Annotated in this window: 20 protein-coding genes; 11 read left to right on the top strand and 9 right to left on the bottom strand. The window is 66.7% G+C overall.

Going from position 1 to position 18688, the window contains the following annotated elements; genetic code table 11:
* Positions 1 to 54: 54 nt before the first annotated feature.
* A complete protein-coding gene (locus XM1_RS17010; RefSeq protein WP_231920559.1) occupies positions 55 to 888 on the bottom strand; it encodes a DUF3108 domain-containing protein in 834 nt (277 codons plus the stop codon).
* Positions 889 to 1101: 213 nt separating this feature from the next.
* Between XM1_RS17010 and XM1_RS17005 the strand changes: the two genes are divergently transcribed.
* The 4 genes from XM1_RS17005 to XM1_RS16990 all read left to right on the top strand — a co-directional run bounded on the left by XM1_RS17005 (position 1102) and on the right by XM1_RS16990 (position 6688).
* Entirely contained in the window at positions 1102 to 2688 is a 1587-nt protein-coding gene (locus XM1_RS17005) for a Re/Si-specific NAD(P)(+) transhydrogenase subunit alpha (protein WP_068435562.1), read from the top strand.
* Between the two features lie 10 nt (positions 2689 to 2698).
* Entirely contained in the window at positions 2699 to 4108 is a 1410-nt protein-coding gene (gene pntB / locus XM1_RS17000; RefSeq protein ID WP_068435560.1) for a Re/Si-specific NAD(P)(+) transhydrogenase subunit beta, read from the top strand.
* A gap of 398 nt (positions 4109 to 4506) precedes the next feature.
* Positions 4507 to 5502 carry a cytochrome-c peroxidase gene (locus tag XM1_RS16995; protein WP_068435558.1) on the top strand — a complete coding sequence of 332 codons (996 nt, stop codon included), beginning with the start codon at positions 4507 to 4509 and terminating at the stop codon, positions 5500 to 5502.
* Between the two features lie 79 nt (positions 5503 to 5581).
* Positions 5582 to 6688, top strand: coding sequence for a NapC/NirT family cytochrome c (locus tag XM1_RS16990; protein ID WP_231920558.1), 1107 nt, complete (start codon positions 5582 to 5584; stop codon positions 6686 to 6688).
* Between the two features lie 9 nt (positions 6689 to 6697).
* Here XM1_RS16990 and XM1_RS16985 read toward each other — a convergent pair whose 3' ends face one another.
* Together XM1_RS16985 and rpsU are read right to left on the bottom strand one after the other, a co-directional pair.
* The gene (locus XM1_RS16985) at positions 6698 to 8743 is read right to left on the bottom strand and encodes a methyl-accepting chemotaxis protein (protein WP_068435556.1); all 2046 of its coding nucleotides are present in this window, start codon (positions 8741 to 8743) and stop codon (positions 6698 to 6700) included.
* Between the two features lie 190 nt (positions 8744 to 8933).
* Positions 8934 to 9137 carry a 30S ribosomal protein S21 gene (rpsU, locus tag XM1_RS16980; RefSeq protein ID WP_002726599.1) on the bottom strand — a complete coding sequence of 68 codons (204 nt, stop codon included), beginning with the start codon at positions 9135 to 9137 and terminating at the stop codon, positions 8934 to 8936.
* 161 nt (positions 9138 to 9298) lie between these two features.
* Between rpsU and XM1_RS16975 the strand changes: the two genes are divergently transcribed.
* Entirely contained in the window at positions 9299 to 9940 is a 642-nt protein-coding gene (locus XM1_RS16975) for a COQ9 family protein (protein ID WP_068435555.1), read from the top strand.
* Here XM1_RS16975 and XM1_RS16970 read toward each other — a convergent pair whose 3' ends face one another.
* From XM1_RS16970 to XM1_RS25040, 3 genes are all read right to left on the bottom strand, one after another.
* Positions 9941 to 10804 (bottom strand): suppressor protein, encoded by an 864-nt coding sequence (locus tag XM1_RS16970; RefSeq protein WP_068435550.1) that lies wholly within the window; start codon positions 10802 to 10804, stop codon positions 9941 to 9943.
* Positions 10805 to 10924: 120 nt separating this feature from the next.
* Complete coding sequence (locus tag XM1_RS16965; protein WP_082700571.1) at positions 10925 to 11902, bottom strand: EF-hand domain-containing protein; 978 nt, start codon at positions 11900 to 11902, stop codon at positions 10925 to 10927.
* Positions 11903 to 12159: 257 nt separating this feature from the next.
* A complete protein-coding gene (locus XM1_RS25040; RefSeq protein ID WP_231920811.1) occupies positions 12160 to 12393 on the bottom strand; it encodes a hypothetical protein in 234 nt (77 codons plus the stop codon).
* Between XM1_RS25040 and XM1_RS16960 the strand changes: the two genes are divergently transcribed.
* From XM1_RS16960 to XM1_RS16940, 5 genes are all read left to right on the top strand, one after another.
* Positions 12280 to 12876 carry an RNA polymerase sigma factor gene (locus tag XM1_RS16960; RefSeq protein WP_068435548.1) on the top strand — a complete coding sequence of 199 codons (597 nt, stop codon included), beginning with the start codon at positions 12280 to 12282 and terminating at the stop codon, positions 12874 to 12876. The genes XM1_RS25040 and XM1_RS16960 overlap by 114 nt on opposite strands.
* Positions 12873 to 13199, top strand: a complete 327-nt coding sequence (locus XM1_RS16955) for a hypothetical protein (protein WP_068435546.1) — start codon at positions 12873 to 12875, stop codon at positions 13197 to 13199. The genes XM1_RS16960 and XM1_RS16955 overlap by 4 nt, the downstream gene beginning before the upstream one ends.
* Complete coding sequence (locus XM1_RS16950; protein ID WP_068435545.1) at positions 13199 to 13669, top strand: periplasmic heavy metal sensor; 471 nt, start codon at positions 13199 to 13201, stop codon at positions 13667 to 13669. The genes XM1_RS16955 and XM1_RS16950 overlap by 1 nt, the downstream gene beginning before the upstream one ends.
* 71 nt (positions 13670 to 13740) lie before the next feature.
* Positions 13741 to 14856, top strand: coding sequence for a peptide chain release factor 2 (gene prfB / locus XM1_RS16945; RefSeq protein WP_068435544.1), 1116 nt, complete (start codon positions 13741 to 13743; stop codon positions 14854 to 14856).
* A gap of 164 nt (positions 14857 to 15020) precedes the next feature.
* Entirely contained in the window at positions 15021 to 16061 is a 1041-nt protein-coding gene (locus XM1_RS16940) for a TIM44-like domain-containing protein (RefSeq protein ID WP_068435543.1), read from the top strand.
* Between the two features lie 57 nt (positions 16062 to 16118).
* On the opposite strand, the gene XM1_RS16935 is transcribed toward XM1_RS16940, so the two are convergent.
* From XM1_RS16935 to XM1_RS16925, 3 genes are all read right to left on the bottom strand, one after another.
* Positions 16119 to 16406, bottom strand: coding sequence for a hypothetical protein (locus tag XM1_RS16935; RefSeq protein ID WP_068435542.1), 288 nt, complete (start codon positions 16404 to 16406; stop codon positions 16119 to 16121).
* Between the two features lie 66 nt (positions 16407 to 16472).
* Positions 16473 to 17186, bottom strand: coding sequence for a TetR/AcrR family transcriptional regulator (locus XM1_RS16930; RefSeq protein WP_068435540.1), 714 nt, complete (start codon positions 17184 to 17186; stop codon positions 16473 to 16475).
* A gap of 59 nt (positions 17187 to 17245) precedes the next feature.
* A complete protein-coding gene (locus XM1_RS16925; RefSeq protein ID WP_068435538.1) occupies positions 17246 to 17707 on the bottom strand; it encodes a carbon monoxide dehydrogenase subunit G in 462 nt (153 codons plus the stop codon).
* 88 nt (positions 17708 to 17795) lie between these two features.
* Between XM1_RS16925 and XM1_RS16920 the strand changes: the two genes are divergently transcribed.
* Positions 17796 to 18683, top strand: a complete 888-nt coding sequence (locus XM1_RS16920) for a DMT family transporter (RefSeq protein ID WP_068435536.1) — start codon at positions 17796 to 17798, stop codon at positions 18681 to 18683.
* The last annotated feature ends 5 nt before the right edge of the window (positions 18684 to 18688 follow it).

Genomic DNA, 18688 nt, shown 5'->3' with positions numbered 1-18688 from the left:
GTCCGCACACTCTTTGGTGTCAGCCTAATATGCAGGAAGGATGAGATACAAGGGTTACGGCTCACCCGCCGCCAGCAGCGGGGCGCATTGTTCCGCCGCCACCCGGCAGGGCTCGACGGCGTTGATCACCGTGGCGGCGGCGAAGCTGTCGGTGTAGATGCGCAGCGGCAGAAGGCTGTCGGGGTCCAGGTGGACGACGTACTCGGCCCCGGACCACATCTTCTGGAAGCGCGGCTTGAAGCCGGCCACCGGGCGCAGCACCATGGCCAGTTCGATGGAATCGTATCCCCGGCCCCGGATGTCGAGGCGCCTGGCCCCCTTGACCGCCACGTCGAAATCATAGGCGCGGCGGCCGTCATAGCCCGCCACCTTGAAATTGGCCGGGCCGTCCCCGGCCATGGCCTGCCGGGCCTTGCGGCCGACCACCGACACATTGGTCAGCGGGTCGCGTACGCCCTTCTTCGCCTCGGGCGGCACGGCGGGGGCGGGCTCGTCGTCCTCGGGCGGCGGCGCGAACACCGCCAGCACCTCGTCGAGCACGGTGACCGCCTCGCCGCCGCTGTAATGCACGCGCAGCATCTGCTCCTGGTAACGGCCCCGAAAGCGGGTCTGGTAATGCTCGGAGCCCAGTTCGCCCGAACCGATGTCGCGGCCGCCGCCCTCGGCGGCGAAGCGCAGGCGCAGAAGCTTGTCGAACAGGCCGACGGTGCGGATGGTCATGCCGGTGCGGACCGCTTCGCCTTGCTGGTCGCGGGTCACCGCCATGTCGCCGGCGTGAAAGCCGCCCCACATGATCTCGTAGCGCCAGCCCAGAGGGTCGGCGATGGCCGGCGACGCCGCCCCGAGGGCGGCGACGAGAACGGTGGCGATTGCCGCAGGCCTGGCCATGGTTCCTCCTGGAAACGCCGGCCAGGATGGCAAGATCCGCCCGGTCAACGCCTTGATCAAGGTCATGCGGCCCCCTCGGGCGCCGTCTACTGTAAAATAGGTCCAAACGACTGATTTTCAAACACGATCGGGCTTGGCAAACCGCCGCTCAGAAGGCATTGTTCTGGGCAAAATGTACGGCAAATGCAGTAACAGCCAGCAACAGGAGAAGCCATGTCTCTGACCATTGGTGTTCCCAGGGAAACGTTCCCCAACGAGAAGCGGGTGGCAACGGTTCCCGACGTCGTCGAGAAGCTGATCAAGCTGGGCTTCTCGGTGGTGGTCGAGACGGGGGCGGGCGCGCTCGCCAATTTCGATGACGAGTCCTATGTGGCGTCGGGCGCCTCCATCGCCAAGAGCGCCGCCGAGCTTTGGAACGCGTCGAACGTGGTCTTCAAGGTCCGCGCCCCCAGCATGGACGAGGTGCCGCTGATCAAGGAAGGCACCATCCTGATCGGCTTCATCTGGCCGGCCCAGAATCCCGATCTGATGGAGGCCCTGAAGGCCCGCAAGATCACCGTGCTGGCCATGGATTGCGTGCCGCGCCAGCTTTCCCGCGCCCAGAAGATGGACGCGCTGTCCTCCATGGCCAACATCGCCGGCTACCGCGCCGTGATCGAGGCCGCCAACCAATTCGGCCGCTTCTTCACCGGCCAGATCACCGCCGCGGGCAAGGTTCCGCCGGCCAAGGTGTTCGTCGCCGGCGCCGGCGTGGCCGGTCTGGCCGCCATCGGCACCTCGGTGGGTCTGGGCGCCGTCGTGCGCGCCAACGACACCCGCGCCGAGGTGGCCGATCAGGTCAAATCCATGGGCGCCGAGTTCGTCAAGGTGGACTACGAGGAAGAGGGCTCGGGCGGCGGCGGCTACGCCAAGGTCATGAGCGAGGGCTTCCAGGCCGCCCAGCGCGAGATGTACGCCCAGCAGGCGCGCGAGGTGGACATCATCATCACCACCGCCCTGATCCCCGGCAAGCCGGCGCCCCGGCTGATCACCGCCGACATGGTCAAGTCCATGAAGGCCGGCAGCGTCATCGTCGACATGGCCGCCGAACAGGGTGGCAATTGCGAGCTGACCGTGCCGGGCGAGGTGGTGGTGCGCCACGGCGTGACCATCGTCGGCTACGCCGACCTGCCGTCGCGCCTGTCCAAGCAGGCCTCGACGCTGTACGCCACCAACCTGCTGCGCCTCACTGAGGAGATGTGCAAGGCCAAGGACGGCACCATCGACGTCAACATGGAAGACGACGCCATCCGCGGCCTGACCGTCATCAAGGAAGGCGAGATCACCTGGCCGCCGCCGCCCCTGGTGCTGCCGGCCCCGCCCGCGCCCAAGCCGGCCGCCGCCATGCCGGAGAAGAAGTCGTCGGGCCACGGCCACGGCGCCGGCGAGCCCATGAGCGTCAAGACCCTGGCCATCGTCATGGGCATCGGCGCCCTGGCCTTCTGGTTCGTCGGCTCCTACGCGCCGGCCGCCTTCCTCGGTCATTTCACCGTGTTCGTGCTGGCCTGCTTCGTCGGCTACATGGTGGTGTGGAACGTCACTCCGGCGCTGCACACCCCCCTGATGAGCGTCACCAACGCCATCTCGTCGATCATCGTGATCGGCGCGCTGGTGCAGATTTCCCCCCCGCTGGCCGAGGGCGTCTCGCGTCCCGGCTTCTTCATCGGCCTTCTGGCGGTGATCAGCATCATCCTCACCTCGATCAACATGTTCGGCGGCTTCGCGGTCACCAAGCGCATGTTGGCGATGTTCCGCAAGTAAGGGGGGCACCATGTCTTCGAGTCTCGCTACCGTTTCCTATATCGGTGCCACCATCCTGTTCATCCTGTCCCTGGGCGGCCTGTCCAATCCCGAGACCTCGCGGCGCGGCAACGTGCTGGGCATGATCGGCATGACGCTGGCGGTGATCGCCACCGTCTTCGGGCCGGAAGTCACCTGGGGCGGCGTGCCGTGGATCGTCATCGCCATGGCCATCGGCGGCTCGGTCGGCCTGTATGCCGCCCGCACTGTGCAGATGACCCAGATGCCCGAGTTGGTCGCCCTGATGCACTCGCTGGTCGGTCTGGCCGCCTGTCTGGTGGGCTACGCCTCCTATGCCGACACCGCTCACACCTTCGTCGGCGTCGAGAAGACCATCCACGAGGTCGAGATCTATATCGGCATCCTGATCGGCGCGATCACCTTCTCCGGCTCGCTGATCGCCTTCGGCAAGCTGTCGGCCAAGATCGACGGCAAGCCGCTGCTGCTGCCCGCCCGCCACTGGCTCAACCTGGCCGGTCTGCTGGTGGTGATCTATTTCGGCAAGGTGTTCGTCAACGCCGAAAGCGCCTGGGGCGGCTCGTTCGCCCTGATCGTCATGACCGGCATCGCGCTGGCCTTCGGCGTCCACATGGTGATGGCCATCGGCGGCGCCGACATGCCGGTGGTGGTCTCCATGCTGAACAGCTATTCCGGCTGGGCGGCCTCGGCCACCGGCTTCATGCTGAACAACGACCTCCTGATCGTCACCGGCGCGCTGGTGGGTTCCTCGGGCGCCATCCTATCGTACATCATGTGCCGGGCCATGAACCGAAACTTCGTCAGCGTCATCGCCGGCGGCTTCGGCACCAGCGGCGGCACCGTGGTGGCGGCGGCCGACGGCCAGCCGGCCGGCGAGGTCAGCCCGATCAGCGCCGTCGAGACCGCCGAACTGCTGAAGGACGCCAAGAACGTGATCATCGTTCCCGGCTACGGCATGGCGGTGGCCCAGGCCCAGCACACGGTGTTCGAGATCACCAAGCACCTGCGCGAGAAGGGCGTCAACGTCCGCTTCGGCATCCACCCGGTGGCGGGCCGCATGCCCGGCCACATGAACGTGCTGCTGGCCGAGGCCAAGGTTCCCTATGACGTCGTCATGGAGATGGACGAGATCAACGACGACTTCCCCGACACGGACGTCGCCATGGTCATCGGTGCCAACGACATCGTCAATCCGGCGGCGCAGGAGGATCCCAATTCCCCCATCGCCGGCATGCCGGTTCTCGAGGTGTGGAAGGCCAGGACCTCCATCGTCATGAAGCGTTCCATGGCGTCCGGCTATGCCGGCGTCGACAATCCGCTGTTCTACAAGGAGAACAACCGGATGCTGTTCGGCGACGCCAAGAAGATGCTGGACGAGGTGCTGGGCGCGCTGAAGGCGTAATACCAGGATGCGCTGATCGAAACCGATCATCGCATCGCCCTCAATCGCCGGGCGCCGCCCGTGGCGGGTTGGCTCCCGCCGCATAAGCGGCGCGGTCCCTTGGACCTAGCCAAACTGCAATGAGTCGGGCTCATCGCAGTTTGGTGTAGGCCTTCCTAGTCATAGCCTGAGCAGGCGGCGGCCTTCCGAAAGGGAGGCCGCCGCTTTGCTTTCGGCCATATGCTGATTGTTTAGAGTTAGAAGAATTCTAAATACATCTTCCAAATCCACATTAAAGTTGTGAGTATGGTCGGGTGCTCGCATCCCGGGCCCGGCCGGAAGGAGAGAGCCGGCGGGGCGGGGGGAAGTCCTCCGGGGAGTGGTCACGCACTGAAAATCGATATCAGGGGTACCATGCCATGATCAGACGCATGACGCTTTCGCTCGCCCTTTTCCTGGGACTGGGAGCGGTTCCGGCCCTGGCGGCCAACGAGCCGATCCAGCCCATCGCGCCGGCCAAGGTCAAGGATGCCGGGATGGTCGAGCTGGGCAAGAAGCTCTACTTCGACACCCGCCTGTCCAAGTCGGGTTTCATCTCGTGCAATTCCTGCCACAACCTGTCGCTGGGCGGCACCGACAACCTCAAGACCTCCATCGGCCATAACTGGCAGAAGGGGCCGATCAACGCGCCCACCGTTCTGAATTCCAGCCTGAACCTGGCGCAGTTCTGGGACGGCCGTGCGCTCACCCTGCAGGACCAGGCGGGCGGCCCCATCGCCAATCCCGGCGAGATGGCTTCGACCCACACCCTGGCGCTGTCGGTGCTGCAGTCCATTCCGGCCTATGTGGACGAGTACAAGAAGGTGTTCAAGTCGGACAAGATCAGCGTCGACGGCGTCACCAAGGCCATCGCAGCCTTCGAGGAGACCCTGGTCACCCCCAACTCGCGCTTCGACAAGTGGCTGAAGGGCGACAAGAAGGCGCTCACCGCCCAGGAAGTAGCCGGCTACGAGCTGTTCAAGGATTCGGGCTGCACCGGCTGCCATAACGGCGCGGCCGCCGGCGGCAACACCTACCAGAAGATGGGCGTGATCGAGCCCTACAAGTCGTCCAGCCCGGCCGAGGGCCGCGTCGCGGTGACCAAGGAGGAGGCCGACCGCTTCTTCTTCAAGGTGCCGACGCTGCGCAACGTCGAACTGACCTACCCCTACTTCCATGACGGTGAGGCCGCCACCCTGGCCGACGCGGTCGACACCATGGGCCGCATCCAGCTGGGCAAGAAGTTCAGCCCTGAGGAGAACGGCAAGATCGTGGCCTTCCTCAAGTCCATGACCGGCGAGCAGCCCAGCTTCGCCCTGCCCATCCTGCCGCCGTCCAACGAGAACACTCCGCGTCCGCAGCCCTTCGACAAGTAAGGGATCGGGTCAAGAAACAAGAGAGGGAGTGGGGCCGGAAATCTCTTCCGGCCCCATCGTTTCGAGGAGAGGGCGGGCCGTGCGCAAGGTGATCTGGGGATTGGCGTGGATGCTGGCGGGGGTGGTCGCCTGGGGCGGCTTCAACACCGCGCTCGAGGCCACCAACACCACGTCCTTTTGCATTTCCTGCCACGTCATGCGCGACACGGTCTACGTCGAATACCGGCAATCGGCCCATTTCCAGAACCGTTCGGGAGTGCGGGCGGGCTGTCCCGACTGCCACGTGCCCAGGGACTGGAACCACAAGCTGATCCGCAAGGCCCAGGCCAGCAACGAGCTGTTCCATTGGGCGCTGGGCTCCATCGACACGCCGGAAAAGTTCGAGGCCAAGCGCCACGACCTGGCGGCGCGGGAATGGACGCGCATGCGGGAAAGCGATTCCCGCGAATGCCGCAATTGCCATTCCTTTGAAGCCATGGACTTTCACAAGCAGTCCATGAAGGCGGCCCGCGCCATGCGCGAAGCGGCCAAGGCGGGCAAGACCTGCATCGACTGCCACAAGGCGGTGGCCCACAAGATGCCCGACGTCACCTTGAAGCACCGGGCCATGCTGGCCGCCCTGTCCGCCGAGGCGCGGAATACGGTTCCGGCGGTGGGCGACGTGGTCTATGCCGTCGAGCCCAGAATGCTGCGGTCCCGGCCCGATGCCGAGCCGGTGGGCGAACTGGCGGCGGCGGTTCCCGTCCGGGTGCTGGCCGTGGCCGGCGATTCGGTGGAGATCGAGATTGCCGCCTGGGTCCGCGACGGCACGCCGGCCGTTCTCTACAGCCGCTTCGGCAAGCGCATGGCCGTCGCCAGCCTGACCGAGGCCGCCCAATCCGTGCTGGAAAGCGGAGAGACGAAGGAAGACGCCGATACGGGGCAGGCCTGGACGGCGCAGCGCCTGCGGGCCTGGGCCCCGGCGGCGGGCTGGACCCGCGACCCGGAAAGGCTGTGGGCCTATGGCGAGCGCATGGTGCAGGACAATTGCACCCTGTGCCACACCCGGCGCTCGCCCGGGGAATACACCGCCGATGCCTGGATCGGCCATTTCAATATGATGCGCCGCCTGGTGCCGCTCGACGATTCCGAAGCCGCCTTCCTGCTGACCTACCTGCAGGGAAGGGCGGGGGACATGGTCCCCTGACACGGCTCCTCAGGCCCGCTCCACCCCGGCCAGGAAGCGCTGGACCGAGGTGTTGAGGGTCTCCGACTGGCGGCCGAGCGCCTGGACGGCGCCCAGCACGTCGGTGGCGGTCTTGCCGGTTTCGCCGGCCTCGCTGGTGACGTCGGTGACGTGGCGCGAGACCTCGCGGGTGCCGCCGGCGGCTTCGGCCACGTTGCGGGCGATGTCCCGGGTGGTGGCGTCCTGCTCCTCCACCGCCGCGGCGATGGCCGACGCGACCTGATTGATGCGCTCGATGATGGCGCCGATGCTCTCGATGGCCGAGACCGCCTGGTCGGTGGCCGATTGCACGGCGCCTACCTGCTCGGTGATCTGGCTGGTGGCCTTGGCGGTCTGGGTGGCGAGGTGCTTGACCTCGTTGGCGACGACGGCGAAACCCTTGCCCGCCTCGCCGGCCCGCGCCGCCTCGATGGTGGCGTTCAGGGCCAAGAGGTTGGTCTGGCCGGCGATGTCGCCGATCATGGTGACCACCTCGCCGATGTTGCGCGCCGCGTCCGCCAGCCCGTGGACCAGGGCGTTGGTGCGCTCGGCCTCGACCACCGCTTCCTGCGACACCTGGGCCGAGGTGGCGACCTGGCGGCTGATCTCGTTGATGGAGGCGGCCAGTTCCTCGGCGGCGCCGGCCACCGTCTCGACGTTGATGCTGGCCTCCTCGGCGGCGGCGGCCACGGCGGCCGCGTGGCCCTCCATGCTCTGGGCCGAGGCGCCCAGCGAGTTGGCCGAATTGTCCAGCAGGCGGGTGGCGTCGCCCACCGCCGCCAGGGCGCCGGATACCTCCTGGCGGAAGGCGGCGGTCAGTTGCTCGATGGCCTGGCGGCGGCGCTCCTTGGCCTCCTGCTCGGACTTCTGCTCGGCGGCCAGCGCCTCGGCGGCGATGCGGTTGTTGCGGAAGACCTCGACGGCGCGGGCCATCTCGCCCTCCTCGGTCTGCAACTGGAGCCCGTCCACCGAGATGGAGGTGTCGCCGGTGGCCAGCCGGCTCATGGCCTGGGTGATATGGGCGATGGGGCCGGTGATGCCGCGGGCCAGCACGCCGGCGGCGGCGAAGGTGATGCCCAGGCCGCCGATCACCGCGATGATCTGGCCCCACAGGAACAGCTGGGCGTCCGAGCTGGTCTTGGTGGCGGACGCCACCAGATCCGAGGCGATGCGGTCCTCGACCACCTTCATCAGGTCGATGCGCTTGGTGGTGGCCTCGAACCACTTGGGTGCGGGGACGCCCTCGCCGCCGGCCAGGGCCTTGGCGTGGGCGGCTTCACGCATGGCGTTGACCTCGGCGACGATGGGGTCGCCCATCTTGTCGCGGAAGAAGGCCACCAGTTCGGGGGACGCGGTGCGGATGAAATGGGAGAACAGCATCTCCTGGTCGGCGATCAACGAGACCAGACGGCGGTAGATCACCGGATCGAAGGTTCCGGCGAAGCCGGCCGAGCCGGTGGCGCGCTCCTGGCCGGCCCGCTCCTTGGCCTCCATGAAGGCGAGATAGGCGCTGACCGCCTCGGCGGCCTTCTTGTCGGGGGTCTGGCGGGCCATCTGGCCGACCATGTCCAGCTGGACCTTGATCATGGCGGTATAGGCCTGGAACACCGCGTTGCGGTCCAGGGTTCCCGCCTCGATGTCGCCGCGCAGCTTGGCGCGTCCGGCCAGCGCCTCGCGCGCCTTGCCGAGCGAGGAGGCGAAGTCCGGTCCCAGGGCGGCGGCGGAAACGCCGGCCTGCTCCTCGAAGCGCTTGGCCATGTCGTCGGAGAGCTTGCGCTGGGCCTCGACCCGGTCGCCGAACTGCTTGCGGCCGCTGGCCACGTAAAGCGACGAGGCGCCGCGTTCCTTCTGCAGCTCATGGACGACGGTGCTGACGCTGTTGGCCATGGCGGCCATGCGGATCAGCCCGCTGGTGTCGTTGACCACCAGCCAGCGGAGCACGATCACATAGCCAGAGAAGGCGACAAGGCCGAACACCGGAAGTAGAAAAGCCAGAAGAATACGTCGCCCAATCCTAAGATTACGCAGTAATTCCATGGCCGGAACCCCCCCAGACGACCCAATCCCGCATACAAACTACTAGTATGAGGCCCCAGGGGCAAGGCGGCAAATTTGCTGAAAATCAAGACCGAAAAGCGCCATGACCTAGGGTCATGGCGCCAGCGATGGCGACGCTTGAATTTCCGGTCCGGCCGCGCCTTTTATCGGTGCGGCCGAATTGAAGGCTTTAGAAGCCCTCGCGCTCCAGGCGCTTGCGCTCCAGCTTGCGGGCGCGACGCACGGCTTCGGCCTTTTCACGGGCGCGACGCTCGGACGGCTTCTCATAGTTCCTGCGAAGCTTCATCTCGCGGAAAACCCCCTCGCGCTGCATCTTCTTCTTGAGCGCCTTCAGGGCCTGATCGACATTGTTGTCACGAACGAGAACTTGCACGTTTCGCCACCGCTCCTCTACGCTAGAAAACCCTCCCGACGGTCGGCATCTCTGCCGTCCGGGGAGGTGGGTTGATAGCACAGTGCCGCCCCCTTGTGAAGGGGTTAGGCGGGGCCTATAACCCGGAAAGTGCTTTTGTTCGCAGCCGGGGAGATTTTGACATGGAATCGCGTCCGCTCAAGGATGCCCTGGTGGGCGCCATGCTGCCCCACGCCACCTTCGACGGCTGGTCTTCCGCGACCCTGGCGGTGGCGGCCGACGACCTGGAAATCGAGCGGGCGCTGCTGCCCCGGCTGTTCCCCAGGGGCGCCGTGGATGCGGTGGCCCATTTCGTCGACCACGCCAACCGGACCATGGAGGCCGATCTGGCCGGGGCCGGGCTGGAAGGGCGCGGCGTGGGGGAAAAGGTCTTCCTGGCGGTGAAGCTGCGCCTCGAGCGCTGGGGCGAGCACCGCGAGGCCATCCGCCGCGCCACCTCGCTCCTGGCCCTGCCGCAGAATCTTCCCCTGGCGGCACGGCTGACCTGGGGGACGGCCGACGCGATCTGGCTGGCGGTGGGCGACCGCGCTCACGATTTCTCGTGGTATTCCAAGCGCGCCACCCTGGCGGCGGTATACTCCGCCACCTTGCTCTACTGGCTGGACGATGAATCCGAGGGCTCGGCCGACACCTGGGGCTTCCTGCGCCGCCGTCTGGCCGAAATCCGCTCGCTGCCGCAATTGCGCCAGAAGCTCGAAGGGCTGGTGGGCGGCCCGAAGACCGCCCTGATGAGCCGGTTCAGGTCGCCCCTGTCCGGCTGCTGATCACGCCACCGTGTCGATCAGGCCGCCCGACAGCAGCTTGCCCAGATAGGACGAGGTCGCCTCGGAATCGGAATTGCCCTTGGTCAGGGATTTGAGGATCGACTGCAGCGCGTCGGCACTGGACCCATCCGCCTGTCCATAGGTCACCGAGGTGGAACTGGAGCCGTCGCCGTATTTGGTGACGGTGGTCTTGGTGCCGTCGGGCGAGGTGGTGGTGGTCACCGAGACCACTTCGTCCGACGAGCCGCTGGAGGACCCTTCGCTGGCCGACCCGCCGCCACCGCCGCCACCCGCCGGGGGTGGGCCGGAAGGCGCGCCGCCGCCCGCTGGCGGACCGGCATTTTGCAAACCGGTGGCGAACTGCTCCTGGCTGAGGCCCTTGGCGCCGTCGCCGCCGCTGTTCTCGGCGATCTTGTCGTAGAACTTGCCGGCGTCTTCCTCGCTGACCTTGTCGGGGCGTCCGGCGACGAATTCGTCGCGGGTCACCGTGCCGTCGCCGTCGCTGTCCAGCTTGGAGAACAGTTCCGCCGCATCCGGGCCGCCCTGGCCCCCGGCGCCCTGGCTGCCGCCGGGGCCGCCCGATTGCCGGATCTGGCTTTCGAATTCATCGAGCGCCTTGACCACCGCGTCGGCCTGCTCCTGGCTGAGCGCGCCGGAGGACACGCCCTCGGTCAGCTTGGCCTCGATGGCGGCACGCATGTCGGTGGGCGAGGGGGGCTGGCCCGACGAGGACTGCGACTGGAAGACCGATGAGATATCCGATTCCACCTGCGAGGCCACGTCCGACGACAGGCCGTTCTTCTTCAGGTCGTTGAGCAGCAGGTTCTGGATGGAGGATTGGTTCCCCACGGAGGCAATGGACATGGCCCTTCTCCTTCTGAGATCGAGGTTCTGTTTGCTTCCACGGGGGCGCTTGGGGTTTCCCTGCGAAAAAAAGCGCCTTCCATGCCGAATGGGTGGTCCGGCATGGAAGGCGCGGGAAGGCTAGGCCGCCAGATTGGTGTTGGCGACGCTGAGCAGGTTGGCCTTCTGATACGAGCCGATGGCCTTGAGCAGTTCCTGCAACAAAAGGTCGTCGTTGCTGCTGGAGGTCTGTGTCGAGGCCGTCTGGCTGGCGGCCGCCTGGTCGGGCGGTCCGGCCTTCTTCATGCCCTCGGCCAGCTGGTCCTGGCTGAGGCCGGAGGCGGAATCGGCCCCCGCGACCGAGGTGATCTTGTCGTAGAAGGAGCCTGCCTGATCCTCGCTGACCTCGCCGGGGCGTCCGGCCACGAATTCCGACTTGGTGACCGTGCCGTCGCCGTCGCTGTCCAGGTCCTCGAACATCTTCGACGGATCGGGAGCCTGGCTGGAACCGGAAGCCGAGGATTGCTGGAGCATGGCCAGCAACTGGTTGATCAGCTGGTTGTCGGTGGAGCCGGTCTCGGAAGACGATTCCGAATCCGGGGGAGGCGGCGGGCCCATGGCCTGAAGCCCGCTGGCCAGCTGGTCCTGGCTGAGGCCGGTGGCCGAGTCCGCCCCGGCCGCCGAGGCGATCTTGTCGAAGAATGCGCCGGCCTGCTCCTCGCTGACATCGTCCGGGCGCCCCGACACGAATTCGTCGCGGGAGACGGTGCCATCGGCATCGGCATCCAGGTCCTCGAACATCTCCTCCGGGTCGGGCGGGCCGCCGCGGCCCCCCTTTTGGCCGCCCTGGACCTCCTGGGATTGCAGCAGCACCGCCTGCATGCCCGACGCCATCTGCTGGAAGGCGGAACTCAGCGCGTCCTGGCTGAGCGACCCGCTGCCCGACGAATCCAGCTTGTCGAACAGGGCGCCCGCCTGATCCTCGCTGACGTCGTCTGGCTTTCCGACAATGAACTCATTGCGGCTGACGCTGTTGTCTGAATTTGTGTCGAGCTTTTTAAAGATAGAACTGATGTTCTGTTGGGATTGTGAGGCGGATGTGCCTAGTCCGTGTAGCATGGTGACTCTCCATCAGTTATGAACTGATCGGATAAAATTCCGGTCGAGTCGTTCCACGCTTGAGCTATTGCTTTACATGTGCTGGTTATATAAAAATAATTATTTTCTTTTTCTTGAAAAGACGTGGTGCACCGCTCTATTTCTATGCGGTGTCGTCTCGCTCATCCCGCTGCAAGGTGGGGGCCAGGGCGCGATGCTACCCATAACGCCTTGATTCGGTGTGAAATGTCTCGTTTCTCCGCCCCATCGTGCGCTCTTCACCCGGCAGGACTTGCCGGGTCGGGCGGCAGATTTTGCCGGGTGGGCGCATGATTTTCCGCATGGATCGCTTTTTTCGTGCCGTTCAATCTTGCGATGACGGTTGTCGTGGAGGTGGTTTGGATCAGGGCGGGCGGACGCGTTCCCAGGGGGATGCGGCCAGTGACGACGATCTGCTGCGTTTCATCGCCCAAGGAGACCGCCGGTGCTTCCAGCGGCTGATGGATCGGCATGTCCGCGCCATGCTGGCCCTGGCCACCCGCGTGCTGCGCAATTCCGACGACGCCGACGAGGTGGTGCAGGAGGCATTCTTGAAGGTGTGGACCATGGCGCCCAAGTGGCAATCGGACCGCGACGCCAAGTTTTCCACATGGCTGTACCGGGTGGTGTTGAACGCCAGCCTGGACCGATTGCGCCGGGTCCGCTTCGTCGCCGAGGACGAGGCGGAGGAACAGGCCGATCCCGCTCCGGGCGGGCTGGAGCGCGCCATGGCCCGCCAGCGCGAACGGCTGGTCTCGGCGGCCATGGCCGAGATGCCGGCCAGACAACGCCAGGCGTTATCGCTATACTATTTCAGCGACTTGAGCGCCCCGGAGGCGGCGCGGGTGCTGGACCTGTCGCTGGGCGCCATGGAGGCCCTGCTGGTGCGGGGCAAGCGCAGCCTGAGGACCGCCCTGGCCCGCCTGGGCGTTCGGGGCATTGGAGACGTGACATGAGTGCCGACGATCTGGACGAAGTGATGCGCAGACTGGCGCCCCCGGTGGAGGTGTCGCCCGAGCGCGCCCTGCGTGTCATGGACGCCGTGATGGCCCGCCTGGACGAGCGGAGCATGGCGGCCGCGCCAAGGCCTTCGTTCGGGGGAGGGCTGAGGGGTGGGGAATGGCTGGCGGGGCTGCTACCGTTCTCCCGCTTCGCCCTGCCCATGGCCGCCGCCGTCTTGCTGGGCATCGTGGTCGGCCATGATCTGCGCGCCGATACCGAGACCGTCGTCCTGGGCCAGGACCTTGTCACCACTTATTATTCGGGGCTGGGCTATTGATGGGGCGTGACTTTCTTTCCCGCTGGGCCTTGCCGGTGTCGCTGGCCCTCAACGTCTTTCTGGCCACGGTCCTGGTCATGCGTGAACCGGGCCCGCCGCCGCGTCCGCCCGGCGGCGGGCCGCCCAGCCCGCTGCACATCGCCGAGCGGCTGGCTGCCGACCTGCCGCCGGCCGATGCCGCGATCCTGCGCGCCGCCATCGCCCGGCGCGCCCAGGAGGTGGAATACCGGAACGGCATCTGGACCGGTCTGCCGGCGCGGATCGGCACGGCGCTGGCCGCTCCCGATTTCGACGCCGAGTCCCTGCGCGCCATATTGGCCGAGGGCCGCCAGGCCCATGCCGCCATGGACGACGCCGTCGCCGAGGTGATCATGGAAGCCGCGTCGGGCATGTCGGCGGAGGGCCGCCATGCCGTGGCCCGCTGGCGTCCGCCCCATCCGCCCAAGGGCGGGCCGCCGCCGCCGCGCTAATCTCTCGGGTTGCCAGTGGGGGCGGACTTCCTTAAAAAGGGCGCCTCCATAATGCCTTTAGGGGAACAGCCATGCGGGCCGAGATCGAGGCGCTCGCCCAGGACATCCGGCGCTCTGCCGCCCTGCTCAAGCGTCATCTCAATTGGGACGAGGCCTTGATGCGGCTCGACGAGCTGAACGCATCGGCCGAGAATCCCGATCTGTGGAACGACGCCGCCAACGCCCAGAAGATCATGCGCGAGCGCACCGAGCTGGATAACGCCATCCAGGGCTGCCGGACGCTGGAGCGCGAGCTGGCCGATCTGCTGGAACTGATCGAGCTGGGCGAGATGGAAGGCGACCAGACGGTCATCGACGACGCCGAGGAACAGGTCCGCGCGCTCAAGGAGCGCGCCGGCAAGATGGAGCTGGAGACCCTGCTCTCGGGCGAGGCCGACCACAACGATTGCTATCTGGAAATCAACGCCGGGGCCGGCGGCACCGAATCCCAGGACTGGGCCGAGATGCTGCTGCGCATGTACACCCGCTGGGCCGAGAAGCACGGCTACAAGGTGGAATGGCTGGAAGAAAGCGCCGGCGAGCAGGCGGGCATCAAGTCGGCCACCGTGCGCATCCTCGGCCATAACGCCTATGGCTGGCTGAAGACCGAAAGCGGCGTCCACCGGCTGGTGCGCATCTCGCCCTATGACAGCGCGGCGCGCCGCCACACCAGCTTCTCCTCGGCCTGGGTCTATCCGGTGATCGACGACACCATCGACATCCAGATCAACGAGAGCGAGTGCCGCATCGACACCTACCGCGCATCGGGCGCCGGCGGCCAGCACATCAACAAGACCGATTCGGCGGTGCGTATCACCCACATTCCCACCGGCATCGCCGTGGCCTGCCAGATGGAGCGCTCCCAGCACCAGAACCGGGCGCGGGCCTGGGACATGCTGCGCGCCCGGCTCTACGAGGCCGAGCTGCAGAAGCGCGAGGCCGCCGCCCAGGCGCTGGAAGACCAGAAGACCGATATCGGCTGGGGCCACCAGATCCGCTCCTACGTGCTGCAGCCCTACCAGATGGTCAAGGACCTGCGGACCAACGTGGAGACCTCGGACACCCAGGGCGTTCTCGACGGCGACCTGGACATGTTCATGGCCGCCTCGCTGGCCGCCCGCGTCCAGGGCGAGGCCGACCAGGGGTAAAAGGCCGGGGGAGGATGCGGGCGGGACGCCTGCGCTCCCGATGACGCCAAATCCCGGAGCGCGGGCGTCCCGCCCGCCTTCCCGTCAGGTTAAATTTTAGTAGCCGGTTTGCTTTCCGCCCGGACCACCCTATAACAAGGGGGTGATTCCTTGGGAGGAATGAGATGAGGCATGTGGTGATTTCGGCCGTGGTGGCCCTGGTGCTGGCTCTGGCCGGTGCGGGTGATGCCCTGGCCAAGGCGGGCAGCACGTCCAAGTCCAGCGGCGGCAGCTTTGGCTCGCGCGGGTCCCGGACCTATGACGCGCCCATGGAGCGCACGCTGGCACCGCCCCCGGCCCAGACCAAGCCCGCCGGACCGCCGCCGGCGCCCCAGGCGGCGCCCCGCCCCGGTGCGGTGGATTCGGCCCCGCTGGCTCCGGCCGGCGCCGGTGCCTCGGCCATGCGTCCCGCCACTCCCATGGGGGCGCCCGTGGGCCAGCCCAGCTTCTTTCAGCGCAATCCCATGATGGCGGGAATCGCCGGCGGCCTGTTGGGGGCCGGCATCGGTTCCATGCTGTTCGGGCATTCTCCGGCGCTGGCCGCCGCGTCGGACGCGGCGCCCGGCGCCAGCATGCTGGGCCTGCTGCTGCAACTGGCCATCATCGGCGGTCTGGTGTGGCTGGCCATCCGGCTGTTCCGCGGACGCTCGCAGCCGGCGGTGCCGGCGGGCAACCCCTACATGGCCCAGCACGCGGCCGGCCAGCATGTGGAGCCCATGATCTCCGCCGCTCCGGCCCAGCCGCGCATCGAGCGGGAATTCGACGCCTCGGGCAACGACCAGGACGCCTTCACCGAGATCCTGCTCGGTGTGCAGAAGGCGTGGAGCGACGGCAACCTGATGCAGCTGAAGCGCTTCGCCACCCCCGAGGTGGTCTCCTACCTGTCCGAGGACATGAGCCGCAACGCCAGCGAGGGCCTGGCCAACAAGGTGGAGAACGTCGCCTTGCTGAAGGGCGATGTCAGCGAATCGTGGAGCGAGGGCGGCTTCGACTACCTGACCGCCATCCTGACCTTCTCGTGCAACGATTACATGGTGCGCCTGGATACTGGCGCGGTGGCCGACGGCAATCCGCGCGCGACGGTCACCCACACCGAGGCCTGGACCTTCGTGCGCAGCACCAATGGTGGCCGCTGGCTGCTTTCGGCGGTGCAGCAGGTGCAGTAGCGCCGGACCATGAAAAAGCCCCCGGCCGAGCGGCCGGGGGCTTTTTTACTTTCTGCCTCAGTACCCGAAGCCGTAGCGGCCGCAGCGGAAAGCCGCCACTTCCGGGGTGAGGATGCCGCATTTGAAGGGGGCGAAGCTCTGGCCCAGCAGGCCGCGCACTTCCATGCCGGCGTTGTGGCACTGGCGGTCGGCGATGGCGCGGACCTCTTCCGGTCCTGACAGCCATGTGCTGTAGCAGACATAGCTGGCGGGGCCCTCGGGCGTGTCGGGCACCAGCGGCTTGGGCGTGCTGGAGCAGGCCCCCAGGGCCAGGGTCACGGTAACGGCCAGAACTGCCTTGCGCATGCTCGAAATCCCCCTTTGGATAGCCACCGACTGGTAGCCTTCCCGGGGGCGGCTTGGCAAGCTGTTTTACTTGGCCGTGGCCGAGACGAAGCGGCGGTAGCTGTCGCCGATGCCGCCCAGATAGGTGCGGACCAACTCGGTGATCACCGGCGTCAGGTCGGCGGGGGTCTGGGCGTGATAGACCCAGCGGCGCACCCCCACATAGGCGATGGCGCCGTGCAGCCCGGCCACCATCTCGATTTCCTCGAGGCTGACCGGATCATCCCCTCCGACGCCGAGGTCGGCGCGCAATTCCCGGCACATGGGCACGAAGAGCTGGTCGCGCACATGCTGCATGTAGCGGTTGGCGATGGAGCCGTCCTTCAGCCCGGCGAACATGAACAGCCGCACCCGCTCGTAGCTGAAATTCGCTTTGGTATATGCAAGATAGAAATCGATCAGCCGATCCACCAGGGGGCGCGAGCGGTCCTGCAGCGTGGCGATCCAGGCCGGCTCCCAGGTGTTGAGGAAGACCTCCTTGTAGACCCGCTCGATCAAGGCGTCCTTGTCGGGAAAATAGCGGTAGAGCAGGGGTTGGGTAACCCCCAGCCGGTCGGCCAGCGCCCGGGTCTGTCCCTCGAAGCCCACTTCGGCGAAAAAGCGGATGGCCTCGGTGATGATCAGCTTTTCCCGCTCCTTGCGTGGCAAACGGCGACGAATTCTGTCGTCGGTCGATATGGGGACGGGGCGGAACTGCTCGACGTTAATGGCCGAATCCCGGCCGGCGGCGCGTGTCTCCATAATCCCCCCCCTACGCCAACTGATGACGTATTGTGACAATATGTAATACGTAGCGATCCTTATTGAGAACTGCAATCAGGTTGCGACCCGAGATTCGTATTCAGGCGCGAAAAAAACTGGTTTGCCGTCTTGACGGCGAAGCCGTGCAGCAGCCGGCCGCCCACCGAGGCCAGGCGGCCGCCGATTTCACCCGCCGCCTTCCAGCGCAGCAGGGTGGCGTCGCCGTCGTCTTCCAAGGTGACGCGGGCCGAGCCCGAGACGAATCCTGCCACGCCACCCTGGCCCTGGCCTTTCAGGGTGTAGGCTTGGGCCTCGATCACGTCGTCCAGGGTGAGATTCCCGGAAAAGCGGGCCGCCAGCGCGCCGACCCGGATGGCCACGGTGGCGGTGTAAGCTCCGGGACCGGTGGCCTCCAGCTTTTCGCAGCCGGGGATGCAGGCGGCCAGCAGCGTAGGGTCGTTGAGGGCCTGCCAAACCACGGCGCGCGGCGCGGCGATGCGGTGCTCTCCGTCGAAGTCCAACGCATTTCTCCTTTGTGCGGGAATTGGTGGATCATGCCACGGTCGGCATGGCAAAGTCTGCGTCCTGAAAACAGTGGTATGACCAGACATGCGCGCATTCAGTCTGCTGGCTCTTCTGGTCCTGGTCTGGGGCGGCAACTGGCCGATCATGAAGATCGGGCTGGCCCACATCCAGCCTTTATGGTTCTGCACGCTCCGCCTCGCCCTGGGTCTGGTCAGCATGGTGCTGATCCTGGCGCCCATGGGAAAGCTCCGCCTGCCGCCCCGGGGGGACTGGCCGGTGATGGCTTCGCTGGGGCTGCTCAACATGGCCCTGTTCATGGTGCTGACCAATCTGGCGCTGCTGGTGGTGCCGGCCGGGCGGTCGGCCATCCTGGCCTATTCAACGCCGTTGTGGGTGGCGCCGGGGGCGGCGCTGTTCCTGGGGGAACGGCTGACCCGCGGAAGGCTGGCCGGGCTGGCCCTGGGGTTGGGCGGCATCGTGGTGCTGTTCAATCCGCTCACCTTCGACTGGAGCGACCGGGCGGCGGTGACCGGCAACCTGATGCTGCTGGCCGCCGCCCTGGTCTGGGCGGCGGTGATCCTGCACATCCGCAGGCATCGCTGGCAGTCCTCACCGCTGGAACTGGTGCCGTGGCAGATGCTGGTCGGCCTGGTGCCGGTGGCGGCGGCGGCGGTGCTGATCGAGGGGCCGCCGGCCCCCGACGGCAGCTTCGAACTGGTCTGGACGCTGCTCTACAACGGCACCCTGGCCACCGCCTTCGCCTATTGGGCGGCGGTGACCGTCAACCGGCTGCTGCCGGCGCTGACCGTGTCGCTCAGTTTCCTGTCGGTACCCGCCTTCGGGCTGGTGATTTCGTCGCTATTGCTGGGCGAGAGGCTGTCGTTGACCAACATGGCGGGGCTGGCCCTGATCGCCGGCGGGGTGGGCGTGGTCGCCCTGGCCGGCGCGCGCGAACGCCGTCCGGAAGGCTGAGGAGA

The organism is Magnetospirillum sp. XM-1, assembly GCF_001511835.1.
In the GTDB taxonomy this organism is placed as follows: domain Bacteria; phylum Pseudomonadota; class Alphaproteobacteria; order Rhodospirillales; family Magnetospirillaceae; genus Phaeospirillum.
Note: the sequence above shows the minus strand (reverse complement) of the source record. Positions and strands in the feature narration are given on the sequence as shown.